This is a genomic window from Psychrobacter lutiphocae DSM 21542 (assembly GCF_000382145.1).
Classification (GTDB): Bacteria; Pseudomonadota; Gammaproteobacteria; order Pseudomonadales; family Moraxellaceae; genus Psychrobacter; species Psychrobacter lutiphocae.
Genome location: NZ_KB907625.1, coordinates 50,558 through 68,690, shown reverse-complemented (window position 1 = coordinate 68,690; position 18,133 = coordinate 50,558). Strand labels below are relative to the sequence as shown.

General features: G+C 44.3%; 13 protein-coding genes and 1 pseudogene. 6 read left to right on the top strand and 8 right to left on the bottom strand.

The window, feature by feature from the left end; all coding sequences use genetic code 11:
- Positions 1 to 78: 78 nt before the first annotated feature.
- Positions 79 to 783: a pseudouridine synthase gene (locus tag H140_RS0102525; RefSeq protein WP_019672084.1), complete on the top strand. Its 705-nt coding sequence runs from the start codon at positions 79 to 81 to the stop codon at positions 781 to 783.
- A gap of 534 nt (positions 784 to 1,317) precedes the next feature.
- Positions 1,318 to 1,533 (top strand): hypothetical protein, encoded by a 216-nt coding sequence (locus H140_RS0102520; protein WP_019672083.1) that lies wholly within the window; start codon positions 1,318 to 1,320, stop codon positions 1,531 to 1,533.
- 79 nt (positions 1,534 to 1,612) lie between these two features.
- On the opposite strand, the gene H140_RS0102515 is transcribed toward H140_RS0102520, so the two are convergent.
- Entirely contained in the window at positions 1,613 to 2,272 is a 660-nt protein-coding gene (locus tag H140_RS0102515; RefSeq protein WP_019672082.1) for a DUF2939 domain-containing protein, read from the bottom strand.
- Positions 2,273 to 2,698: 426 nt separating this feature from the next.
- Between H140_RS0102515 and dnaJ the strand changes: the two genes are divergently transcribed.
- Complete coding sequence (gene dnaJ / locus H140_RS0102505) at positions 2,699 to 3,829, top strand: molecular chaperone DnaJ (protein WP_019672080.1); 1,131 nt, start codon at positions 2,699 to 2,701, stop codon at positions 3,827 to 3,829.
- Positions 3,830 to 3,899: 70 nt separating this feature from the next.
- On the top strand, positions 3,900 to 4,724 hold the full coding sequence (gene dapB, locus H140_RS0102500; RefSeq protein ID WP_019672079.1) for a 4-hydroxy-tetrahydrodipicolinate reductase: 825 nt from the start codon (positions 3,900 to 3,902) through the stop codon (positions 4,722 to 4,724).
- A gap of 178 nt (positions 4,725 to 4,902) precedes the next feature.
- On the opposite strand, the gene def is transcribed toward dapB, so the two are convergent.
- From def to H140_RS0102470, 6 genes are all read right to left on the bottom strand, one after another.
- Positions 4,903 to 5,433 carry a peptide deformylase gene (gene def, locus H140_RS0102495; RefSeq protein WP_019672078.1) on the bottom strand — a complete coding sequence of 177 codons (531 nt, stop codon included), beginning with the start codon at positions 5,431 to 5,433 and terminating at the stop codon, positions 4,903 to 4,905.
- 399 nt (positions 5,434 to 5,832) lie between these two features.
- Complete coding sequence (locus H140_RS0102490; RefSeq protein ID WP_019672077.1) at positions 5,833 to 7,542, bottom strand: formate--tetrahydrofolate ligase; 1,710 nt, start codon at positions 7,540 to 7,542, stop codon at positions 5,833 to 5,835.
- Between the two features lie 249 nt (positions 7,543 to 7,791).
- Complete coding sequence (locus H140_RS0102485) at positions 7,792 to 10,875, bottom strand: efflux RND transporter permease subunit (protein WP_019672076.1); 3,084 nt, start codon at positions 10,873 to 10,875, stop codon at positions 7,792 to 7,794.
- A gap of 92 nt (positions 10,876 to 10,967) precedes the next feature.
- On the bottom strand, positions 10,968 to 12,356 hold the full coding sequence (locus tag H140_RS0102480; RefSeq protein WP_019672075.1) for an efflux RND transporter periplasmic adaptor subunit: 1,389 nt from the start codon (positions 12,354 to 12,356) through the stop codon (positions 10,968 to 10,970).
- Positions 12,357 to 12,373: 17 nt separating this feature from the next.
- A complete protein-coding gene (locus tag H140_RS0102475) occupies positions 12,374 to 13,123 on the bottom strand; it encodes an MOSC domain-containing protein (RefSeq protein ID WP_019672074.1) in 750 nt (249 codons plus the stop codon).
- 302 nt (positions 13,124 to 13,425) lie between these two features.
- Complete coding sequence (locus tag H140_RS0102470) at positions 13,426 to 14,376, bottom strand: OmpW/AlkL family protein (protein WP_019672073.1); 951 nt, start codon at positions 14,374 to 14,376, stop codon at positions 13,426 to 13,428.
- Between the two features lie 723 nt (positions 14,377 to 15,099).
- Between H140_RS0102470 and H140_RS14860 the strand changes: the two are divergent.
- Positions 15,100 to 15,915 (top strand): annotated as a pseudogene (locus H140_RS14860) (RNA-guided endonuclease InsQ/TnpB family protein).
- Between the two features lie 55 nt (positions 15,916 to 15,970).
- The gene (locus H140_RS0102460; RefSeq protein WP_019672072.1) at positions 15,971 to 17,377 is read left to right on the top strand and encodes an FAD-binding oxidoreductase; all 1,407 of its coding nucleotides are present in this window, start codon (positions 15,971 to 15,973) and stop codon (positions 17,375 to 17,377) included.
- Between the two features lie 120 nt (positions 17,378 to 17,497).
- On the opposite strand, the gene H140_RS0102455 is transcribed toward H140_RS0102460, so the two are convergent.
- Positions 17,498 to 18,109, bottom strand: coding sequence for an O-acetyl-ADP-ribose deacetylase (locus H140_RS0102455; RefSeq protein WP_019672071.1), 612 nt, complete (start codon positions 18,107 to 18,109; stop codon positions 17,498 to 17,500).
- Positions 18,110 to 18,133: the final 24 nt, after the last annotated feature.

Here is an 18,133-nt window from a genome sequence, read left to right as displayed (position 1 = left end):
GTGTTAAACTGTGACTCATATAAAGGCCTGTCCAACAGCGCCTAGACACAGAACCGTTTTGTACCAAGGATACCATAAATGCGTTTAGACAAATTTATTAGCAAAGCAACCGAGTTATCACGTAAAGAAGCCAAAAAAGTACTACACGCTAGGGAAATTACCGTTAATGATGAAATTATAAAAGATGGTAGTGTTCATGTTGACGTGCTTAATGATGAGGTGATGTGGGCAGGCGAGCCGTTATCGGTTGCCACTGGTAGTCGCTATCTTTTATTGTACAAGCCTGAAGGCTTTGAGTGTACGCTTAAACCAAAAGAATATCCTATTGTCACCGAGCTGATTGCAGTACCTGAGCTAGAAAGCTTGCGTATTGCTGGTCGCCTGGATGTAGATACCACAGGCGCGCTGATTTTAAGCGACGATGGTCGCTGGTTGCACCGTGTCACCAGTCCCAAACACTTACATGAGAAGGTGTATGAGTTGACTTTAGCTGAATCAATGGATGCAGACGAGCAAGCACATGCGATCAAAAAAGTGGCTCAAGGCATTTTATTAGATGGTGATTATGAGCCGACCAAACCGGCGACATTAGAGTTTATCGATGATACTCATGCACGTTTGATTTTGACCGAAGGTAAATACCATCAAGTCAAACGCATGATGGGCTACTTTGGTAACAAGGTCATTGAGCTACATCGTGCCAGTATTGGTGGCATTACGTTAGACGGCTTAGAGAAGGGCGAAAGCCGCTTTTTAACAGCAGAAGAAATTGCTAGGTTTTAGATCTTAATTTTAATCACGCTTGTTTACCAAATCGACAGATAAATCTAACTATAAGTAACGAGCTACTAAACCTAGTATCTCGCTAAGCCTACATGAGTAGTACTTGCATTCGGTTGCCTTGTCATCATGTTAGACCTCTTTGACTATAAGTCAACATACGATGCAGGATGGTTTGAACTCAAAAGACAACTAAGTATACATGCTAGTTTGCAGGTTGTCCGCTTGAGATAGTAGTCCGAGAGATAGAGTAGATCTTGAAGTAAAAGGATGGATGGCTTTGTGCTGAGTCTGGCGCTAGGTACGATAGAGATATCCATGCTGCTAAAAACAATCTTTGCAGTCAGGCTTAATTGTTTAGCGGTAGCAACTCCTTCGATTTAGCGAGAGGAGGAAGTCAAGTTATCTGTTTGGAGTAGCTCATGTCTTACTTATCTGTTGTAGTATCAAACACTCTTTTTAAGCTATGGATGCTCACAACCTCTTTATGATGAATCACAAGTCCCGATACGCCAGATCTGGTGTGAAACCGATAAAGTGGCACGCCGTCAAGCGTTAGATAAAGCCATGCAAGGTAAGGCGGTGGATATAGATTGTGCTGATTTGAGTCAAAGTCATCTTTATCACAATCAGCAGTTAGCGGCAGGGCTGGTAGTCGATGCCACGCCTGCCATTTATCGTGAAGATGGAGTCCCGTTCCAAGCAGCTTATACTGATCCTAACTTTTTCCCATTTTTAGGTATTGAAAAATAAAGTCTAAACATAGACATCTCATACAAGATAAACAGCCTATATGGTCTAGTACTAGTACTAGTACTAGGGCTGGCTAGGGCTAAGGCAATACCACATTAACCACTTTCCACTCTACCAAGCCCTGACGCTGCATCTCAATGGTCAGCGGATAGCCCTTCACCTGACCTGAAAGGGTAAAGCAGTTGATGCCACAGTAGCTAAGCTTCGGCTTAGCACTGTCCTCTCCAGACTGTACGTGTGCTTCAAGCTCCGCAGATTGTTGCGCCATAATGTGCTGAATTTGATTTTTTATCACCGAGTCTAGATCCCCACGCTGTATGATGAGATCTTGTATTAAATGCTGCAAGTTCACTTTATTGGTGGCAATCGCCCAGGCTGCTGCTAACTCTTTAGTGGCTTGATTGGCCTGACCTTGAGTGGTGATAAGGTCGCTGATATTGTCAGCGGTAAGCGCTTTATCGACCGCCAATGTAATGAATTCATTGGCTGCTTGGGTCAGCGGCTCGCCACCCAGCTGGGAGACCAGTGGATATTGGGCAAGCGTGATATCAAATCGAGTGGTCAGTTGTTGCTTGATATTGGGCTGGAGCTGCTCAAAGTCGATATGAGCGACTAGCGCATCCCCATCGTGCGCATCATAGGCATTTTTCATCTGATAGGCAGTGTAGTAAGGCGATGCAAAGAAATAGGCAACCAAAGCTAGGCCAATAATGACAATGAGAGTGGTAAGTTTTTTCATTTTTTCTCGGGATATAGAGGGCTGTTAATTATCAGAATAGAAGTCGTATTTTACGGAAATTTTAGGCACATAGCTATTTGTTATTGTGTACATTTTATGATGAATTAGGCTCTAAAATATGTGTTGCTAGCAATAATAATAAAGAGATTTTGGCTTGATTGCTTGATAAATGAGGTATTCGCCACCATTAATGGGGCAAAGTATTGATTAATTTTTGATTTATTTAACATATTATGTCGCCAAATTAGCCTTAATCTTAAATAAGTGGGTGTTTGGCACACATATTTATGTCCAGCAGTTGCCTCTGTTATTTATACTTATAATTATTAAATATTTATCATTTTCGCACATTATTTATAATTAGTTGATGCTGTTCCACGTGGAACATAATGGATGAATTGCACGGACAGATTGATAGGAGCCTTCATGAGCAAGAGAGATTTTTACGAAGTATTAGGTGTGGATAGAAATGCAGACGAGCGTGAGATTAAGCGAGCGTATCGTAAACTGGCGATGAAATATCACCCCGACCGTAATCCAGATGATCCAGAAGCTGAAGAGAAGTTTAAAGAAGCCTCGATGGCTTATGAAGTGCTAAGCGATAGTGATAAGCGCTCTGCTTATGACCGCATGGGACACGCTGCCTTTGAAAATGGCATGGGTGGCGGCGGCTTTGGTGGCGCTGGTGCGGGTAACTTCCAAGACATCTTCGGCGACATCTTCGGCAACTTTGGTGACATCTTTGGTCAGTCACGTGGTGGCGGTCGTCAACGCCGTGGCTCTGACTTACGCTATGTGATTGAGCTGACTTTAGAAGAAGCGGTACGTGGCTGCAAAAAAGAAATCAGCTTTACCGCACCAGCACCTTGTGACACTTGTGATGGCAAAGGAGCAAAAAATGCTTCAGATATCGTCACTTGTTCGACTTGTGGCGGTCATGGTCAAGTGCGTATGCAGCAAGGATTCTTTGCGGTACAGCAGACCTGTCCAGACTGTCATGGCACAGGTAAGCAAGTTAAAAACCCATGCTCAGACTGTCACGGCTCAGGCGTCAAAGACAAGTCACGTACTTTAGAAGTCTCTATCCCAGCTGGGGTTGATGATGGTGATAGAGTGCGTCTGGCTGGTGAAGGTGAAGCCGGTGGTGCTGGCGTGCAAAGTGGTGACTTGTATGTTGAAGTCCGAGTCAAAGAGCACCCAGTATTCAAGCGCCAAGGTGCTGATTTATATATGGATGTGCCAGTTAGCATTACCGATGCTGCCTTGGGTAAAGAAGTGGAAATCCCAACCCTTGATGGCAAAGTAAAAATCAAAGTGGCTGAAGGTACGCAAAGTGGCAAATTGCTCCGTGTACGTGGCAAGGGTGTCACCCCAGTGCGCACCACCATGAAAGGCGACTTAATCTGCCGCATCATGGTTGAGACGCCAGTGAACTTAACCCGTGAGCAAAAAGATCTATTGCGTCAATTCCAAGATACTTTAGACGGTGACAGTAAGCATGATCAGTCTCCGAAGAAAAAATCATTTTTTGAAAAGTTAGGCGATTTATTCGACTAATCTGTTTACAATCGACATAAAGTGGATTGAAAGTGAACTCAAAAAATAAGACGCAGCACAGGAGACAGTCATGACCGAAACGAACACAGCAACAGTAAAAATTGGCATTATTGGCGCAGGCGGCCGTATGGGACGCATGCTGATTGAAGCGGTCGCTAGCAACCCAAATACCAAGCTGACGGCTGCCATTGAGCGCAGTGGCTCAAGCTTGATTGGCGTGGATGCTGGCGAGTTGGTCGCATTGCCCGCCAATGGGGTGCGTCTCAGCGACGACCTAGCGTCAGAGCTGGCTAAGATTGACGTCTTGATTGACTTTAGCTTGCCAGACTCTACCGAGCAAAATGTGAAGCTGTGTGCCAAGCATCACGTCGCCATGGTCATCGGCACCACCGGCTTATCTGAAGCACAAGAGCAGGCATTAAATGAGGCCAGTGAGCAGATACCGGTGGTCTATGCTGGCAACTACTCAACTGGGGTCAATGTGTCCTTAAAGCTGATTGAAATGGCAGCCAAAGCTTTTGGTGATAGCGCAGATATCGAAGTGATTGAAGCGCACCATAAGCACAAAGTTGATGCGCCTTCAGGCACTGCCTTTATGATGGCCAATGCCGCTGCCACAGCACGTGGGCAGGACTTAAAGCAAGTGGCTGTCTATGGGCGTGAAGGGCATACAGGTGCACGTCAGCAAGGTACGATTGGTATTCATGCCATTCGTGGTGGCGAGATTATCGGTGATCACAGCGTGATGTTTATTGCCGATGGCGAGATGGTCGAGATTAAGCACCATGCTCGTGAGCGCATGACCTTTGCAGCTGGTGCAGTACGTGCTGCTGAGTGGGTGGTGGCGCAGTCGGTTGGCCGTTATGATATGCAGGATGTGTTGGGCTTAAAATAGCCTTGTTTTAACAAACCAAAAAAAGCCTAGAGCGCAATTGAACTGCCTCTAGGCTTTTTTTATGGTGTTAGGTGTTTTAGATTAGGTTAGAGTTTTTGCTATTCAGCTCAGCTTTTTTACTGTAAGCGCTTAACTCTTAAAGCTTAATTTTTAAAATTTAACACTTATAGTTTAACGCTTAAGCTTTATTTTGCTGCATCTGTCTTTCACGCACTTTAAGATACTTCTTCACTTTATCACGGGCTCGCGTTTGTTTTAAGCGTGACAAATAATCGACAAATAGCACCCCATTTAAATGGTCCATTTCATGCTGGATACACACCGCAAGCAAGCCTTCCGCCTCTTCCACAAACGGCTTACCCTCACCATCAAGCGCCTCAATCTTCACCCGCGTCGGACGCTCGACCGAATCATACACATCCGGAACAGACAAACAGCCTTCCTCATACGGCTTTTTATCCTCAACCAAAGGCGTCACTTTCGGATTAATAAACACCCTTGGATTGTCATTATTTTCTGACAAATCCATTACAATCAATTGGATATGACGGTCAACCTGGGTGGCAGCCAATCCAATGCCTTTTGCATCGTACATGGTTTCGATCATATCCTCGATTAGTTGTTTAATCTCAGCATCGACAGTTTTGACCGGCTCAGCGATGGTACGCAGGCGTGGGTCTGGATAACTTAAAATAGGTAAAATGGCCATAGCAGTTCACATTGTTAGTTAATTTGGGATGAATTTAAGCATCTAAGACGTGTCCTCAAGTCGTACATTGACCTTTTAAATAGGCTAAAAATAGCTAATAGGCTAAAAATAGTTAGATCCTGTCATAAGCATTAAATAACGGGTTGGCATCATGATATTAATCTCGTTATTTTTCTTGTCTGGTTGCGATGCCTAACTAGGAGGTATCTTATTTTTATCACTATTTCTAAAGTGAGGACGCACCCTAGTATATTATCTGGTTATCTGCACTTAGCACTCTGATAAAGATAAGTTTTCTTTAGCCTTATCGTCAAGTATCCAAACATACAAGTGCAATAGATCTAAATACTCACTATTACTAAAATGAGGGATAAGCCCTTAAATATCAAGTCCCGTCAATTAGGACAGTCCAGTAATATTGCCTTCGATATCAATGTCGATGTGCTCGGCAGCCGGTACTTTGGGTAGGCCAGGCATGCGCATGATGTTGCCGCAAATGACCACGATAAAGCCAGCGCCAGCAGAGACGCTGATGTCACGCACATGGATGTTAAATCCGGTTGGGCGTCCTAATAGCTTGGCATCGTCGCTCAGTGAGTATTGAGTTTTGGCGATACAAATTGGCATTTTGTCTAAGCCTTGTTCCGTTAAGCGACGGATTTTGGTTTTGGCGGCTTGGCTAATGTCAATGTCGTCTGCGCCATAGATGCGCTGGGCGACGGCACGGATTTTGTCCTCGATGCTGTCTTCATTGTGATAGGCCAGCTTAAAGTTGCTGGGTTGGCCGTCGTGCTGCGCCAATAAGTCCAATAGCTTGTTAGCTAAGTCTTCACCGCCAGCACCGCCTTTTTCCCAAACTTGAGTTAACGCCACTTCCACGCCTTTGTCGGCACAGGCTTGGCGTACCAGCTCGATTTCTGCGTCAGTATCGGTAACGAAGTGATTAATAGCAACAACTACTGGCAGTCCAAAGACTTGCTTTAGGTTGTCGATGTGTTTAAGCAAGTTAGGTAAGCCTTGCTCTAGGGCGGTTAGGTTTTCTTGTTTCAGCTCGTCTTTAGCGACGCCGCCATTGTATTTTAACGCTTTAATGGTTGCGACAACCACGGCTGCATCTGGGGTTAGGCCAGCCAAATTACACTTGATATCGCAAAACTTCTCAGCGCCCAAATCAGCGCCAAATCCAGCCTCGGTTAGGGTGTAATCTGCTAAATGCATGGCGGTGCGGGTGGCAATAACAGAGTTACAGCCGTGGGCGATATTGGCAAAAGGTCCGCCGTGGACGATGGCTGGCGTGCCTTCAATAGTCTGGACTAGGTTTGGCTTAATGGCTTCTTTGAGTAGAGCAGCCATGGCGCCATGTGCTTTTAAATCACGGGCATAAATGGGTTTTTTGTCATAGCTATAAGCGACTAAGATGTTACCCAAACGCTGCTTTAAATCTATTAAATCCTTTGCCAGACAGAAGATAGCCATGACTTCTGAAGCAACGGTAATATCAAAGCCACCTTCACGAGTGACACCGTCGGTGCGCTTGCCAAGACCGCTCACAATTTGACGTAATTGGCGGTCGTTCATGTCAACGGCTCTGCGCCACAGGATTTGCTTGGGGTCAATACCTAGCTCATTACCTTGGAAAATGTGGTTGTCGAGCATGGCGGCCAGTAGGTTATTGGCAGCACCAATGGCATGGAAGTCACCAGTGAAATGTAGGTTGATGTCTTCCATCGGCAATACTTGTGCATAACCGCCACCGGCAGCGCCACCTTTAATACCAAATACGGGGCCTAATGAGGGCTCACGTAAAGCGACTATGGTGCGTTTGCCATCGCCTTGCTGTTGGTGCACTCGGTTTAGCGCATCGGCCAGACCAATGGTGACTGTGGTTTTGCCTTCGCCAGCTGGGGTAGGATTGATAGCAGTGACCAGTACCAGCTTACTTTTGCTTGATTTGGCGGGCATTGCAAACACATCAATAGGGTTGATTTTCGCTTTATAGTGGCCATAAGGTTCGATCTTGTCTGCGCTTAACTCTATCTTGTCGGCAATGGCGCTAATGGGTTGTAAGGTGGCGCTTTGGGCAATGGCAATATCACTAGAGTGTGTCATAAAGAGTGCCTTAAGTTGGGGTGGTACGGAATTAATTTTGGTTAAATTGGCAATGATTAAAATGAGTAAGAGTGTTATATCACAGACCCATTTGTCGGTTCAAATACCAACTCTAAAATAGTGCATTTAAAAGGCTAACTTGCTCGTTAATTTAACCCAGGGAGTTTATCTCAAGACATCTAGCCCAAAACACTTACCTTAAGCAAAGTTAGCCTCTGCCACCACTAGGTTGTCCAGATTGCTACTGAATTAGTCGGTTTTTCCATGTGGTTGTAACCATTTAGCAAACCAGCTAGAAATATCATCCATAAAGGTATAGACCATAGGAATTACAATTAAGCTTAACAAAGTTGAGGTCACCAGTCCGCCTAAGACTGCAGCAGCCATAGGACGGCGGAAAGTAGCATCGACATCCCCTAAGCCAAAGATTAAAGGCAACATACCAGCAGCCATCGCTACTGTGGTCATAATGATGGGCTGGGCTCGTTTGCGACAGGCATCGAGTAGCGCATCAAATCGGCTTAAGCCATGTTCACGCTCGGCTAAGATAGCATAATCTACCAACAAAATAGAGTTTTTGGTGGCAATACCCATCAGCATAATAAAGCCAATCATTGAGGGCATGGATAAGCTACTATCACTGAGAACCAAGCCAACAAAGGCGCCACCAATAGATAAGGGCAATGCCATTAAAATAGTCAGTGGCTGTAATACTTTGCCAAATAGTAAAACCAATACTCCAAAAATACAGATAATACCAATGCTCATGGCAATAACAAAACCGCTAAATAACTCCTTCATACTCTCTGCCTGACCTTGATCTATTAAGCGAATATTAGCGGGTAGTTGCTCAGGCTGTAAGCTGGGTAAGGCTTTCACCTCATTGATCAGCTCTCCTAACTCACCATCACCAACTTGGGTAGTGATGGTAATGGCACGCTCGCGATCAAAGCGGCGAATTTCAGAGGGACCAGTACCAAATTTTAGTTGTGCAATCTCACTAACTCGTGCTCCAGACGCATTGGTGCTCGGTACATATAGATCACCCAACTGACTGACATTGTTTTTGACACTATCTGGTAGGCGAACCACAATAGGTACTTGACGGGTATCCAAGTTTAATTTAGATAATCGCTGCTCATAATCTCCTAAAGTTGCAACCCGTAAGGTATCTGCCACTCCTTGAGTAGTAGTACCAAGATCTGCCATAGCGATACGATTTGGAATAATGGATAACTCTTGTCTGGGTAAACTACGGTCACTAGTAACACTACCTGCCATCGGTAGTGCTCGAATTTCACTCATTACCTGCTGTGCAGTTTGTTCCAATAAATTAGGATTGGTGCTGGTTAGCGCAAAGCTATAACCTGCTTCACCACCACTGGATAAACCAACATCAAAGCGGGCACTGGGTACCTGTGTTAATGCAGCGGTAATATCACGTTCAATATCAATCTTGCTTGGACGTGTACCACGTGGCTCAAGGACAATATCCATACTGGCTTCATTTTCACCACCACCTCCAGAGGCGGCATCGAGACTGGCCGCTTGTGGATCACCGATGACACTTAAAATACTTTTGACTCCATCAATTTGCGATACTTCTTGCTCAACCATTTTGGCAATGCGTGTGGTTTCTGCCAAGCTGGCATCTGGGGTGAGCTCAATACCGATACGAGATTGGTCAATATCGTTTTCAGGAATAAAGGTGGTCGGTAGTAACTTAATTAAGGTCAAAGAGCCTGCAAATAAGATTAAGGTAGCACCCATGGTTATCCAGCGGTGCTGAAGTGTCCATCCGACAGCTTTTAGATACAGCTGCATGACTCGGCTGTTTTTAGGTTGGTGATTTTTTTCAGGGCGCAGCACATAGGCTGCCATCATAGGGGTAATCAGACGAGCAACCATCAAGGATACAAAAATAGCAATCGCTGCTGTCCAACCAAACTGACGGAAAAACTGACCGACAATACCACTCATAAAGGCAGTGGGTAGGAAGACAGCAATCAAGGTAAAAGTGGTCGCTACCACCGCCAAGCCAATCTCATCAGCGGCTTCCATGGCTGCTTGATAGGGCGTCTTTCCCATACGCAAATGGCGCATGATATTTTCGACTTCAACAATGGCATCATCCACCAAGACCCCGACCACCAATGACAGTGCCAGCAGACTGATTAAGTTTAAGCTAAAATCGAATAGATACATTCCCAAGAAGGTAGGGATAACTGATAAAGGTAGGGCAACGGCGGTAACAATAGTAGCACGCACATTACGTAAGAATAAAAAAACCACCACCACTGCCAAAATACCGCCCTCGATTAGCATTCTAAGCGAAGCTTGGTAGTCTTCATCAATAGGGGTGGCTCTATCAAAGACTTTGGTGATGGTATAGCCTGGCATATCTTGTTGCAATTGTGCCAATTCAGCGTCTACCCGCTTGATGATCTCTACTTCACTAGCACCACGAGAGCGTGATACGTTAAAGGCGACCACCGTATCGCCATCAAGTATGGTAAGTGACTTTGGTTCTGCTGCGGCATCGGTTATACGAGCAATCTCACCTAAACGCTGGGTACCGCCTGTGGGCAAAGCTACTTGTAACTCGTTTAACTCACGGGCGTGATTGACAGCACCAAGAACACGGATGGTTTGTTTGCTACTGCCAATTTTGGCCTCACCACCTGAGTTGTCTTGTTGAATGCCAGCTACCTGTTCGGATAACTGGGTAATAGGCAATTTTAACGAGTTTAGACTAATAGGATCAACTGCAACACGTACCTCTCTATCAAGCCCACCAACACGGCTAACAGTGCTTACGCCTTTGATATCAGATAGGCGTTTGTCGATAGTATCATCGACAAACCAAGATAAATCCTCAACGCTTACTCCAGGTGCGCTAACCGTATAAGTGGCCGCAGGCAATCCTGCTGTGGTGACCTTGGTAATGATAGGATCTTCGGCAGCAGCAGGTAGATCGCTTTGCACCTCATTGACAGCAGAGCGCACGTCATCAACAGCTTCTTGAATGTCCTTTTCTAATACAAACTCAGAAGATATGGTGGCCACACCGGTTTGTAAGGTGGTGCGTATGTGCTTGATACCTTCGATACTAGAAATTTTATTTTCGACTTTTTTGGCAATGTCATTTTCTAGCTGATTTGGTGCTGCACCAGGCAGAGCTACCGTAACCACGACAGCAGGCAGGTCAATATCAGGGAATTGTTGCACTTTCATTTGCATAAAACCCAAAATACCGCCTAAAGTAATGAGTACAAATAATAAGATGGCAACCAGAGGGTTTCTGATAGAGTAGGCTGAGACATTAAGGCTCATAGAGGCAGTCCTGCATGATGGTGATGACGGTATGACGTGGTAACGACAATATTAAGCTAAGTGCTAAATTAAGCTAAGTGCTAATGACAATATTAAATTTTGGTATTAGTGCTAGAGTTAGAGCTAATATTAGCGTCTTGTGAGTTAGCAATGCGCACCACATCACCATCGGTTAAGAAGTTGCCACCTTGACGGACAATAGGGTTGTTGCTTTTTAGCGGCTCAACAAGTTCAACACGATCACCTTGACGCTCGCCGAGCACCACTTTGACACGGCTGACACGATAGGTTGGTTCCTCATTATCTTCGGTCTCTATTGCCTCTACTTGCATCACATAATCGTAGCCATCTTCCGTGACAACCGCACTGACAGGAATGGTAAGCTTATTTTGACTGCCAAGTTTAAAGGTGCCACGTTGATACATCCCAGCTTTGGCATAAGGGCTTTTGTTTAAAGCAGCAAAGATGGTGATTTGACGACTACCTTCTTCGGCGGTTGGCGAGATACGGGTAACCTTACCACTGACACTGCGGTTATTTGGCAGACTGACTTCAACTAAGCTGCCAACCTTTATGTTGCCTACTTTGTCAGGATTGACTTGTGCTTGCCACTCTAATTGACCATTTTCGATGATGGTAAACAAAGGCTCAGGGCCTGGTACGTTACCGACATCGGCATTTTTTTGACTAATAATGCCGCTAACTGGGGCGGTGACTTTGGCATTCTTTAGGGTTAAGTTTTGATTATTCAGACGTGCCTTAGCTGCTGCGACAGAGGCAGCTGCCTGATTGGCAGTAGCTACGTAGCGATCCGCCTCTTGTTGACTAATGGCGTGTATTTCTAATAATGGCAGTACTCGCTCGGCATCCTTTTTGGCCAGATCATAGTTAGATTCAGCTTCAGCCAGTTCGGCCTGTGCTTGGATAATTTGTTGCTGAATAGCATCGGTATCAAATACAGCTAGTACTTGACCTTTTTTAACCTCACTGCCTTCTTTCACCAGTACTTGCTCCAGTGAGACACCATTTACCTTGCCACTAACTGAGGAGGTATTTTCGGGGCTAATAGTGCCATCGGCGACCAAGTCATTATTCATCTCTGCTGGTTCTGGCTGAATAGTTTCTACGGTTAACACTGGCTTTTGAATAACTTCTTTTTCAATTTCAGTGACACCAGTAGTGGTGGCTATTTGTGGTGATACAGATTTTTTTGTTTCTAAAGCATCTGCTTCAAGCTGTTTTTGAGTCCATAAGCGTCCAGCAAAGATACCGATTACTAAGGCAACCAATACTAAGGGTAGTAGCCATAGCCAGCTTGGTTTAGATGTGCTGGTACTAGGTGCTGAATAAGCTGGATAGTTATGGCTATTGTCAGCCGTGTTTTTATTAGTGCTTGTTGTTGTGCTTGACTTGTCGGCTTTATCAGTAGCCTGATTATTTGCCTCGATGGGCAGTTTGTTATTTGGATCTGAAGAAGTCATAATCGTCTCGCAACCAGTTAAGGTTTTATTTTTTTGGTTAATACTTTTTTCCAGCTGTCTTCTAAGCAGTCGATTGCCAGCCAAGGTTCAATGATGGCAGCGGCAACTTTTTGCTTTTGATTGGCAAGCTGCCACAAGGTCTGTAAGTTGGCAAAGGGATAGGGGCGCTCAATTAAATAAACTGGCATCCCATGCTCAATCATGCCCTCTTTGACCACTTGAAAGTACCAGCCGGCAATGCCTTGACTGGTAATCCAAGAGGCAATATTGCGCTGACTTGCCATAGGGCCGATTTGATCATTAATTTTATAGCAAGGTCGCCTAGGTTGTACGATGCGTAGCTGAACACAGTCGTCACCGTCACCATATTGGAACACATCGCCAATACAGACTGTGGCCTCGTCTAGATCTTTTACGCCAGCCACTGGGGTGGTAATTAGATTTTCACCCAATAGCCCAGCAGTTAGTTTTAGCTTAAACTCTGCATTGAGTTTGGTATAAGTAGCGGTTGCTATTTGATGCACTGCTTTTAAATGCCCACCGTGATGTCGTCTATCTGCCTGTTCATCGCTGACAAGCCCTAGATAGTTGACAGCCACAGGCGCATTAACTGGCACTTTATTAATGGCGCTCATCTCATCTCGGGTAAATGGCATGGCTTTGCCAGCACGTACATCGTATAAGGTGGCTACATGTAGTGGTAGCTGTGAGGCACTGTTGTCTGCATCTATGAATGGTGAGTTGGGGGTTAAGTTGGATTGATTCATGGAACTGTCACTTTGGGTTGTTTGCAGATGTTTGATTTTGTGATTTAGGCATATAGTTTTTAGGGTGTATCCTTGATTCGTATTGTGCCTTCAATTTGTACAGTTATTTTGAAATGGGCTAAAAATAGCTAAACTTTGGTGTACGGTGTCAAATAACGGTTAGCATCATGATGCTGAACCCCAATATACATCATAATAAAAAAAACGCACATTCTTAAAATGTACGTTTTTTTATTTTTTGGACGTTGAGCTAATATTTACCGCATGTTTTACATTCTATCAGCTTATTTGAGACTGATTAACTAGAAGCGGTAGCCTAGACCAAGATAAGTGATAATAGGGTCGATATCAATGTTGGCTTTTGAGTAGATTAACTCTTTGCCTTCTGCATTACGTACTGAAATGGTAGTATCATTGTCAAGTTTAGCATAGCTCACAGAGCCAACCGCATACCAACGATCATCAATATCATAGGTAGCACCTAAGTTTATAATCGGAGCAACAGCGCTAGAGCCACTAACTTTAACTGACATGGCACCAGTATTAACTGCCTTCATGACGTCTTCTTTACTACCTAAAGCTGCGATAGGATTGCCATCTTCAATTAACTGAATACGACCTGCTGCAACAGATAAGTCTTGACCAATACCACGGTTTAGCTTGATGTCACTAAAATAAGCATACATCATACCAACACCGACGTAGGGACGGAATTTGTTAACACCAGACTTGCCAAATTGATATTGAACTAAAGCTGCAGGTAACCAAGCACGTGCTGTTGATGCAACACCATTGCCTTGAGCCATATGGGTGACGTCTGTTGTGGCAGGCAACATATTACCGCCAACAAAAGCATGACCGGGTGCTTGAACAAAGCCCTTACCCAAGATGTCAACTTTAGGCGGAATACCCGCTTTCATTTCTACCGACCAGTGATCGTCAATATAAGTAGTAAATAGCATACCGGCAGTATTGACGTTATCTGAGGTTAGACCAGTCCTTGGGCTACTCCACTCTTGTAAACCATAAATTTGTGCTGGGCCAGACTGGTAACCGTTATAAATAGAGGTTGAGTTTTGTAGTGGTGTTGGTTTATCCTCAGTTTTGGCATGTAACCAGCCTGCAGAGACTGAGAAGCGTTTATGACTGCCATCGGTATCTAAAAATTTAAGAAAGTCAATTTGTGCCATGGCCGTTTGGCTAAATAACAAAGGAGCGGCAATTGCGCAAGTAAGAGAGAGTACTTTTTTCATGATACGTCCTTGTATAAGGTAAAATAATGTTGCGTAATTACGTTATTGCAACATATCTATGTTGAGTTAGCGCTTGATAAGTCCAGCTTATAGAAGGCCAGCAGTTAGTATCAAAAGACAGTTAGTATCAAAAGATAGTTAACTTAGCAGAAAGTTAAAGGTTATAATCTGCAACTTCCTTGTAGAGTATCATCAAGCTTGTTAAAACACAGCCATAAAACTGATAATATGGATAAATTGGTAGTGACTAGATAAGCCGCTTGTTATTCCTTATTTATAACAAAGGTTTTAAGCAAAGCTATGTTGTTATCCTGTGTCAGCTTCGTAACAAATGTTTTAATGTTGTCTTCATTCTAGAAAAAATATACACGATAGTCAATCGCTATCGTATAAATTTGATTTATAAAACAATTTAGATAAAACTTATGCTATAAAAGCCAACAGAAGTAGGTAAGTAGCAAGCAACAGCGATGAAAGTATATTGCTGTTTATCCAAGGTTGCCGTAAAACTATCGCCTAAAGTCGGTGGATATATCGCCTAAAGTCGGTAGATATAAGGCAACACAGACTATCGCATAATTATAGTCACAGCCATATAAAAGAGTTACAGTGTTAACCTCGTTTAGCCTACTTCAGTAGTACTTGCACTCGGTTGCCTTGTAACTCATTTATTCGACTACAACTATACTTGCAGCCAAACAGTAAATTTGACACACTAACCCTATGAAAACACTCAAGCTACGCATCAAAGACAAACACGCAAACCAGCTAAACAAAATAGCTGGGAGTGTCAACTATGCGTGGAACTATGTCAATGACCTAAGTTACAAACACCTAAGGCGAACAGGCAAGTTGTTTTTAGCCTATGACCTAAACGAATACATCAAAGGTAGCGGTGAATTACTTGGCTTACACTCTCAAACCATTCAAGCCATTAATGAAACCCACGCCAAAAGCCGTAAGCAGTTTAAAAAAGCCAAACTGAACTGGCGTACCAATCGTGCCGATATCAAACGCAAAGCACTTGGCTGGATACCCTTTAAAAAATCCGCCATCAAGCATATTGCCACACACCAAACAGGCAAAAAGGCACTTAAATCAACCATTCAGCTGTCACTGGCCAAAGGTAAAAAACACAAGATTAGATGCAATACACAAATTCACCACCCAATTAGTTAAGGACAATGCCTTAATTGTGGTTGGTGATGTTAAATCACGCTCACTTACAAATTCGATGACCAAACTGGCTAAATCAACATACGATGCAGCATGGTTTGAATTTAAGCGACAACTGGAATATAAATGCAAGTATGTAAGTATGCAGGTTGTCAGTTTGAGATAGTAAATGAGAGTTACACTACCCAGACTAGCTCACACTGTGGCGATATGTCCAGTAGTCCGAAAGGTAGAGCAGGTCTTGGAATAAGAGAATGGAGGTGTGCTGAGTGTGGCACATGGCATGATAGGGATATCAACGCCAGTAAGAACATTCTTGCGGTCGGGCTTGACCGTCTAGATGTAGGAATCCCTTCGGTTTAGTGAGGGGAGGAAGTCAACGATATAGCCCAGAATCAACACCCTATAAGGAGCTACTATGACGCAATTAGCCAACTCCCTGCAACAAGACTCACGCTTTAGTGAGGCGATTGCCAAGTTACAAGATGTATTTGGCGATAAGCTTAGTGTTAACTTAACCACGCGTCAGCAACATGCGCACACCATGACATGGTTAGAAAATCAACCAGCCGATGCAGTACTGATAGCACAAAGCAAACAAGATGTAGCGCAAGCGGTTGCTATCTGTAACCAGTACAAGATGCCAGTGATTGCTTTTGGTATAGGATCTTCATTAGAAGGTCAGTTAAATGCACCTTATGGTGGTCTGTGCATTGATATGAGTGAGATGAATGAAATCTTACAGGTCAATAATGAAGACTTGACCGTAACGGTGCAACCAGGAGTTACCCGTGAGCAGTTAAATCACTACTTGCGTGATACAGGGTTGTTTTTCCCGATAGACCCTGGTGCCAATGCTACGATTGGTGGTATGGTAGCGACTCGAGCTTCAGGAACTAATGCGGTACGCTATGGCACGATGAAAGATGTGGTACTGGCCTTAGAAGTGATTACTGCTGAGGGTAAGATTATTCGAACAGGTACACGCGCCAAAAAGTCTGCAGCAGGCTATGATTTAACCCGTTTAATTATAGGCTCTGAAGGTACTTTAGGGATAGTTACTGAGATTACGCTTAAACTATTTGGTATAAGTGAGTGTATTGCCAGTGGTATTTGTCATTTCCCAAGTGTCGAGGCTGCTTGTGAAGCGACCATGATGACCATTCAAATGTGTCTGCCTATTGCTCGTATTGAACTACTGGATGCGCTACAAGTCAAAGCCTGTAACCAGTACTCAAACTTGAATTTAAAAGAAACTCCGACCTTATTTGTTGAATTTCACGGCAGTGAGGCTGGCGTACGTGAGCAAGCACAAGTCTTTAGCGATATTATTGAGGAGTGTGGTGGCTCTGACTTTGCTTGGGATACCAATGAGACAGAGCGCAAAAAGCTATGGCATGCGCGTCATAACGCCTATCTTGCAAGCTGTGCACTACGCCCTGAGGCTAAGGCGCTGTCAACGGATGCCTGCGTTCCTATTTCACGTTTGGCGGCGTGTGTTAGCGAAACGGCGAAAGATATTGAAGCTTCGGGTATGATTGGCCCGATCGTTGGTCATGTTGGTGATGGCAACTTCCATGTGCTATTACTAGTGGATACCGACAACCCTGACGAGGTGAAGACAGCGGAAGATTTGGTTGGTCGCCTAGCGAAACGAGCCATCGATATGGAAGGCACCTGTACCGGTGAGCATGGTATTGGGCAAGGTAAGCGTAAATATATGACTTATGAGCATGGCGAGGCAGTGGTTATGATGCAGGCAATTAAGCAGGCATTAGACCCAAATAACATCTTAAATCCAGGAAAAATTTGGCCTCAGGCTTAGGCTCAGGTTTGAGGGTCGAGGGCTAAGAGTTGAAAGTTAAAAGTTGAGAGTTGCATTTAAAGTTAATTCTAATTTTAAGCTCGGCTCTCAATCAGACTCTATACACTCAGCCAAGCTGAACTAAGCGTTAAGCTGTGCCAATAGTTGCTTATAAACGTTGGCATCATCCACTGAAAAGCAGCAGAATATGACATCACGCAACGGCATAGTTTCGTTGCATGAGTGATCGTTTGATGAGGTATCCTTTAAATACTCAACAACAGTTTCGATAGCAATCTTGGTCGCTGGTATTAATGGATAACTATAAACGCCTGTGCTAATGGCGGGAAATGCAATGCTGTTTAGTTGCTGATCTATCGCCAGTTGTAGCGATTGCTGATAGCAACTAGCTAATAGCTCGGACTCATGGTGGTTACCGCCTCGCCAAATCGGTCCAACGGTATGGATTACATAACGGGCTGGCAAGTCAAAGCCAGGGCTAATTTTGGCTTCGCCAGCGTGGCATCCTTTTAAGGTACGGCAATAGGTGAGTAGTTGTGGGCCAGCCGCTTGGTGAATAGCACCATCGACACCACCACCACCGAGTAGGCTTGAGTTTGCAGCATTGACAATGGCGTCTACCGCTAAGGTGGTGATGTCGGCTTGAATAACCGAGAGTCGAGTGTCTGTCTGCGCAAGATTGAGCGTGACCTGCGCTAGTGGCGATAAGTTGTCAATATTTAAATGAGGCATAGTTAACGGTTCCTTTTTGACCAT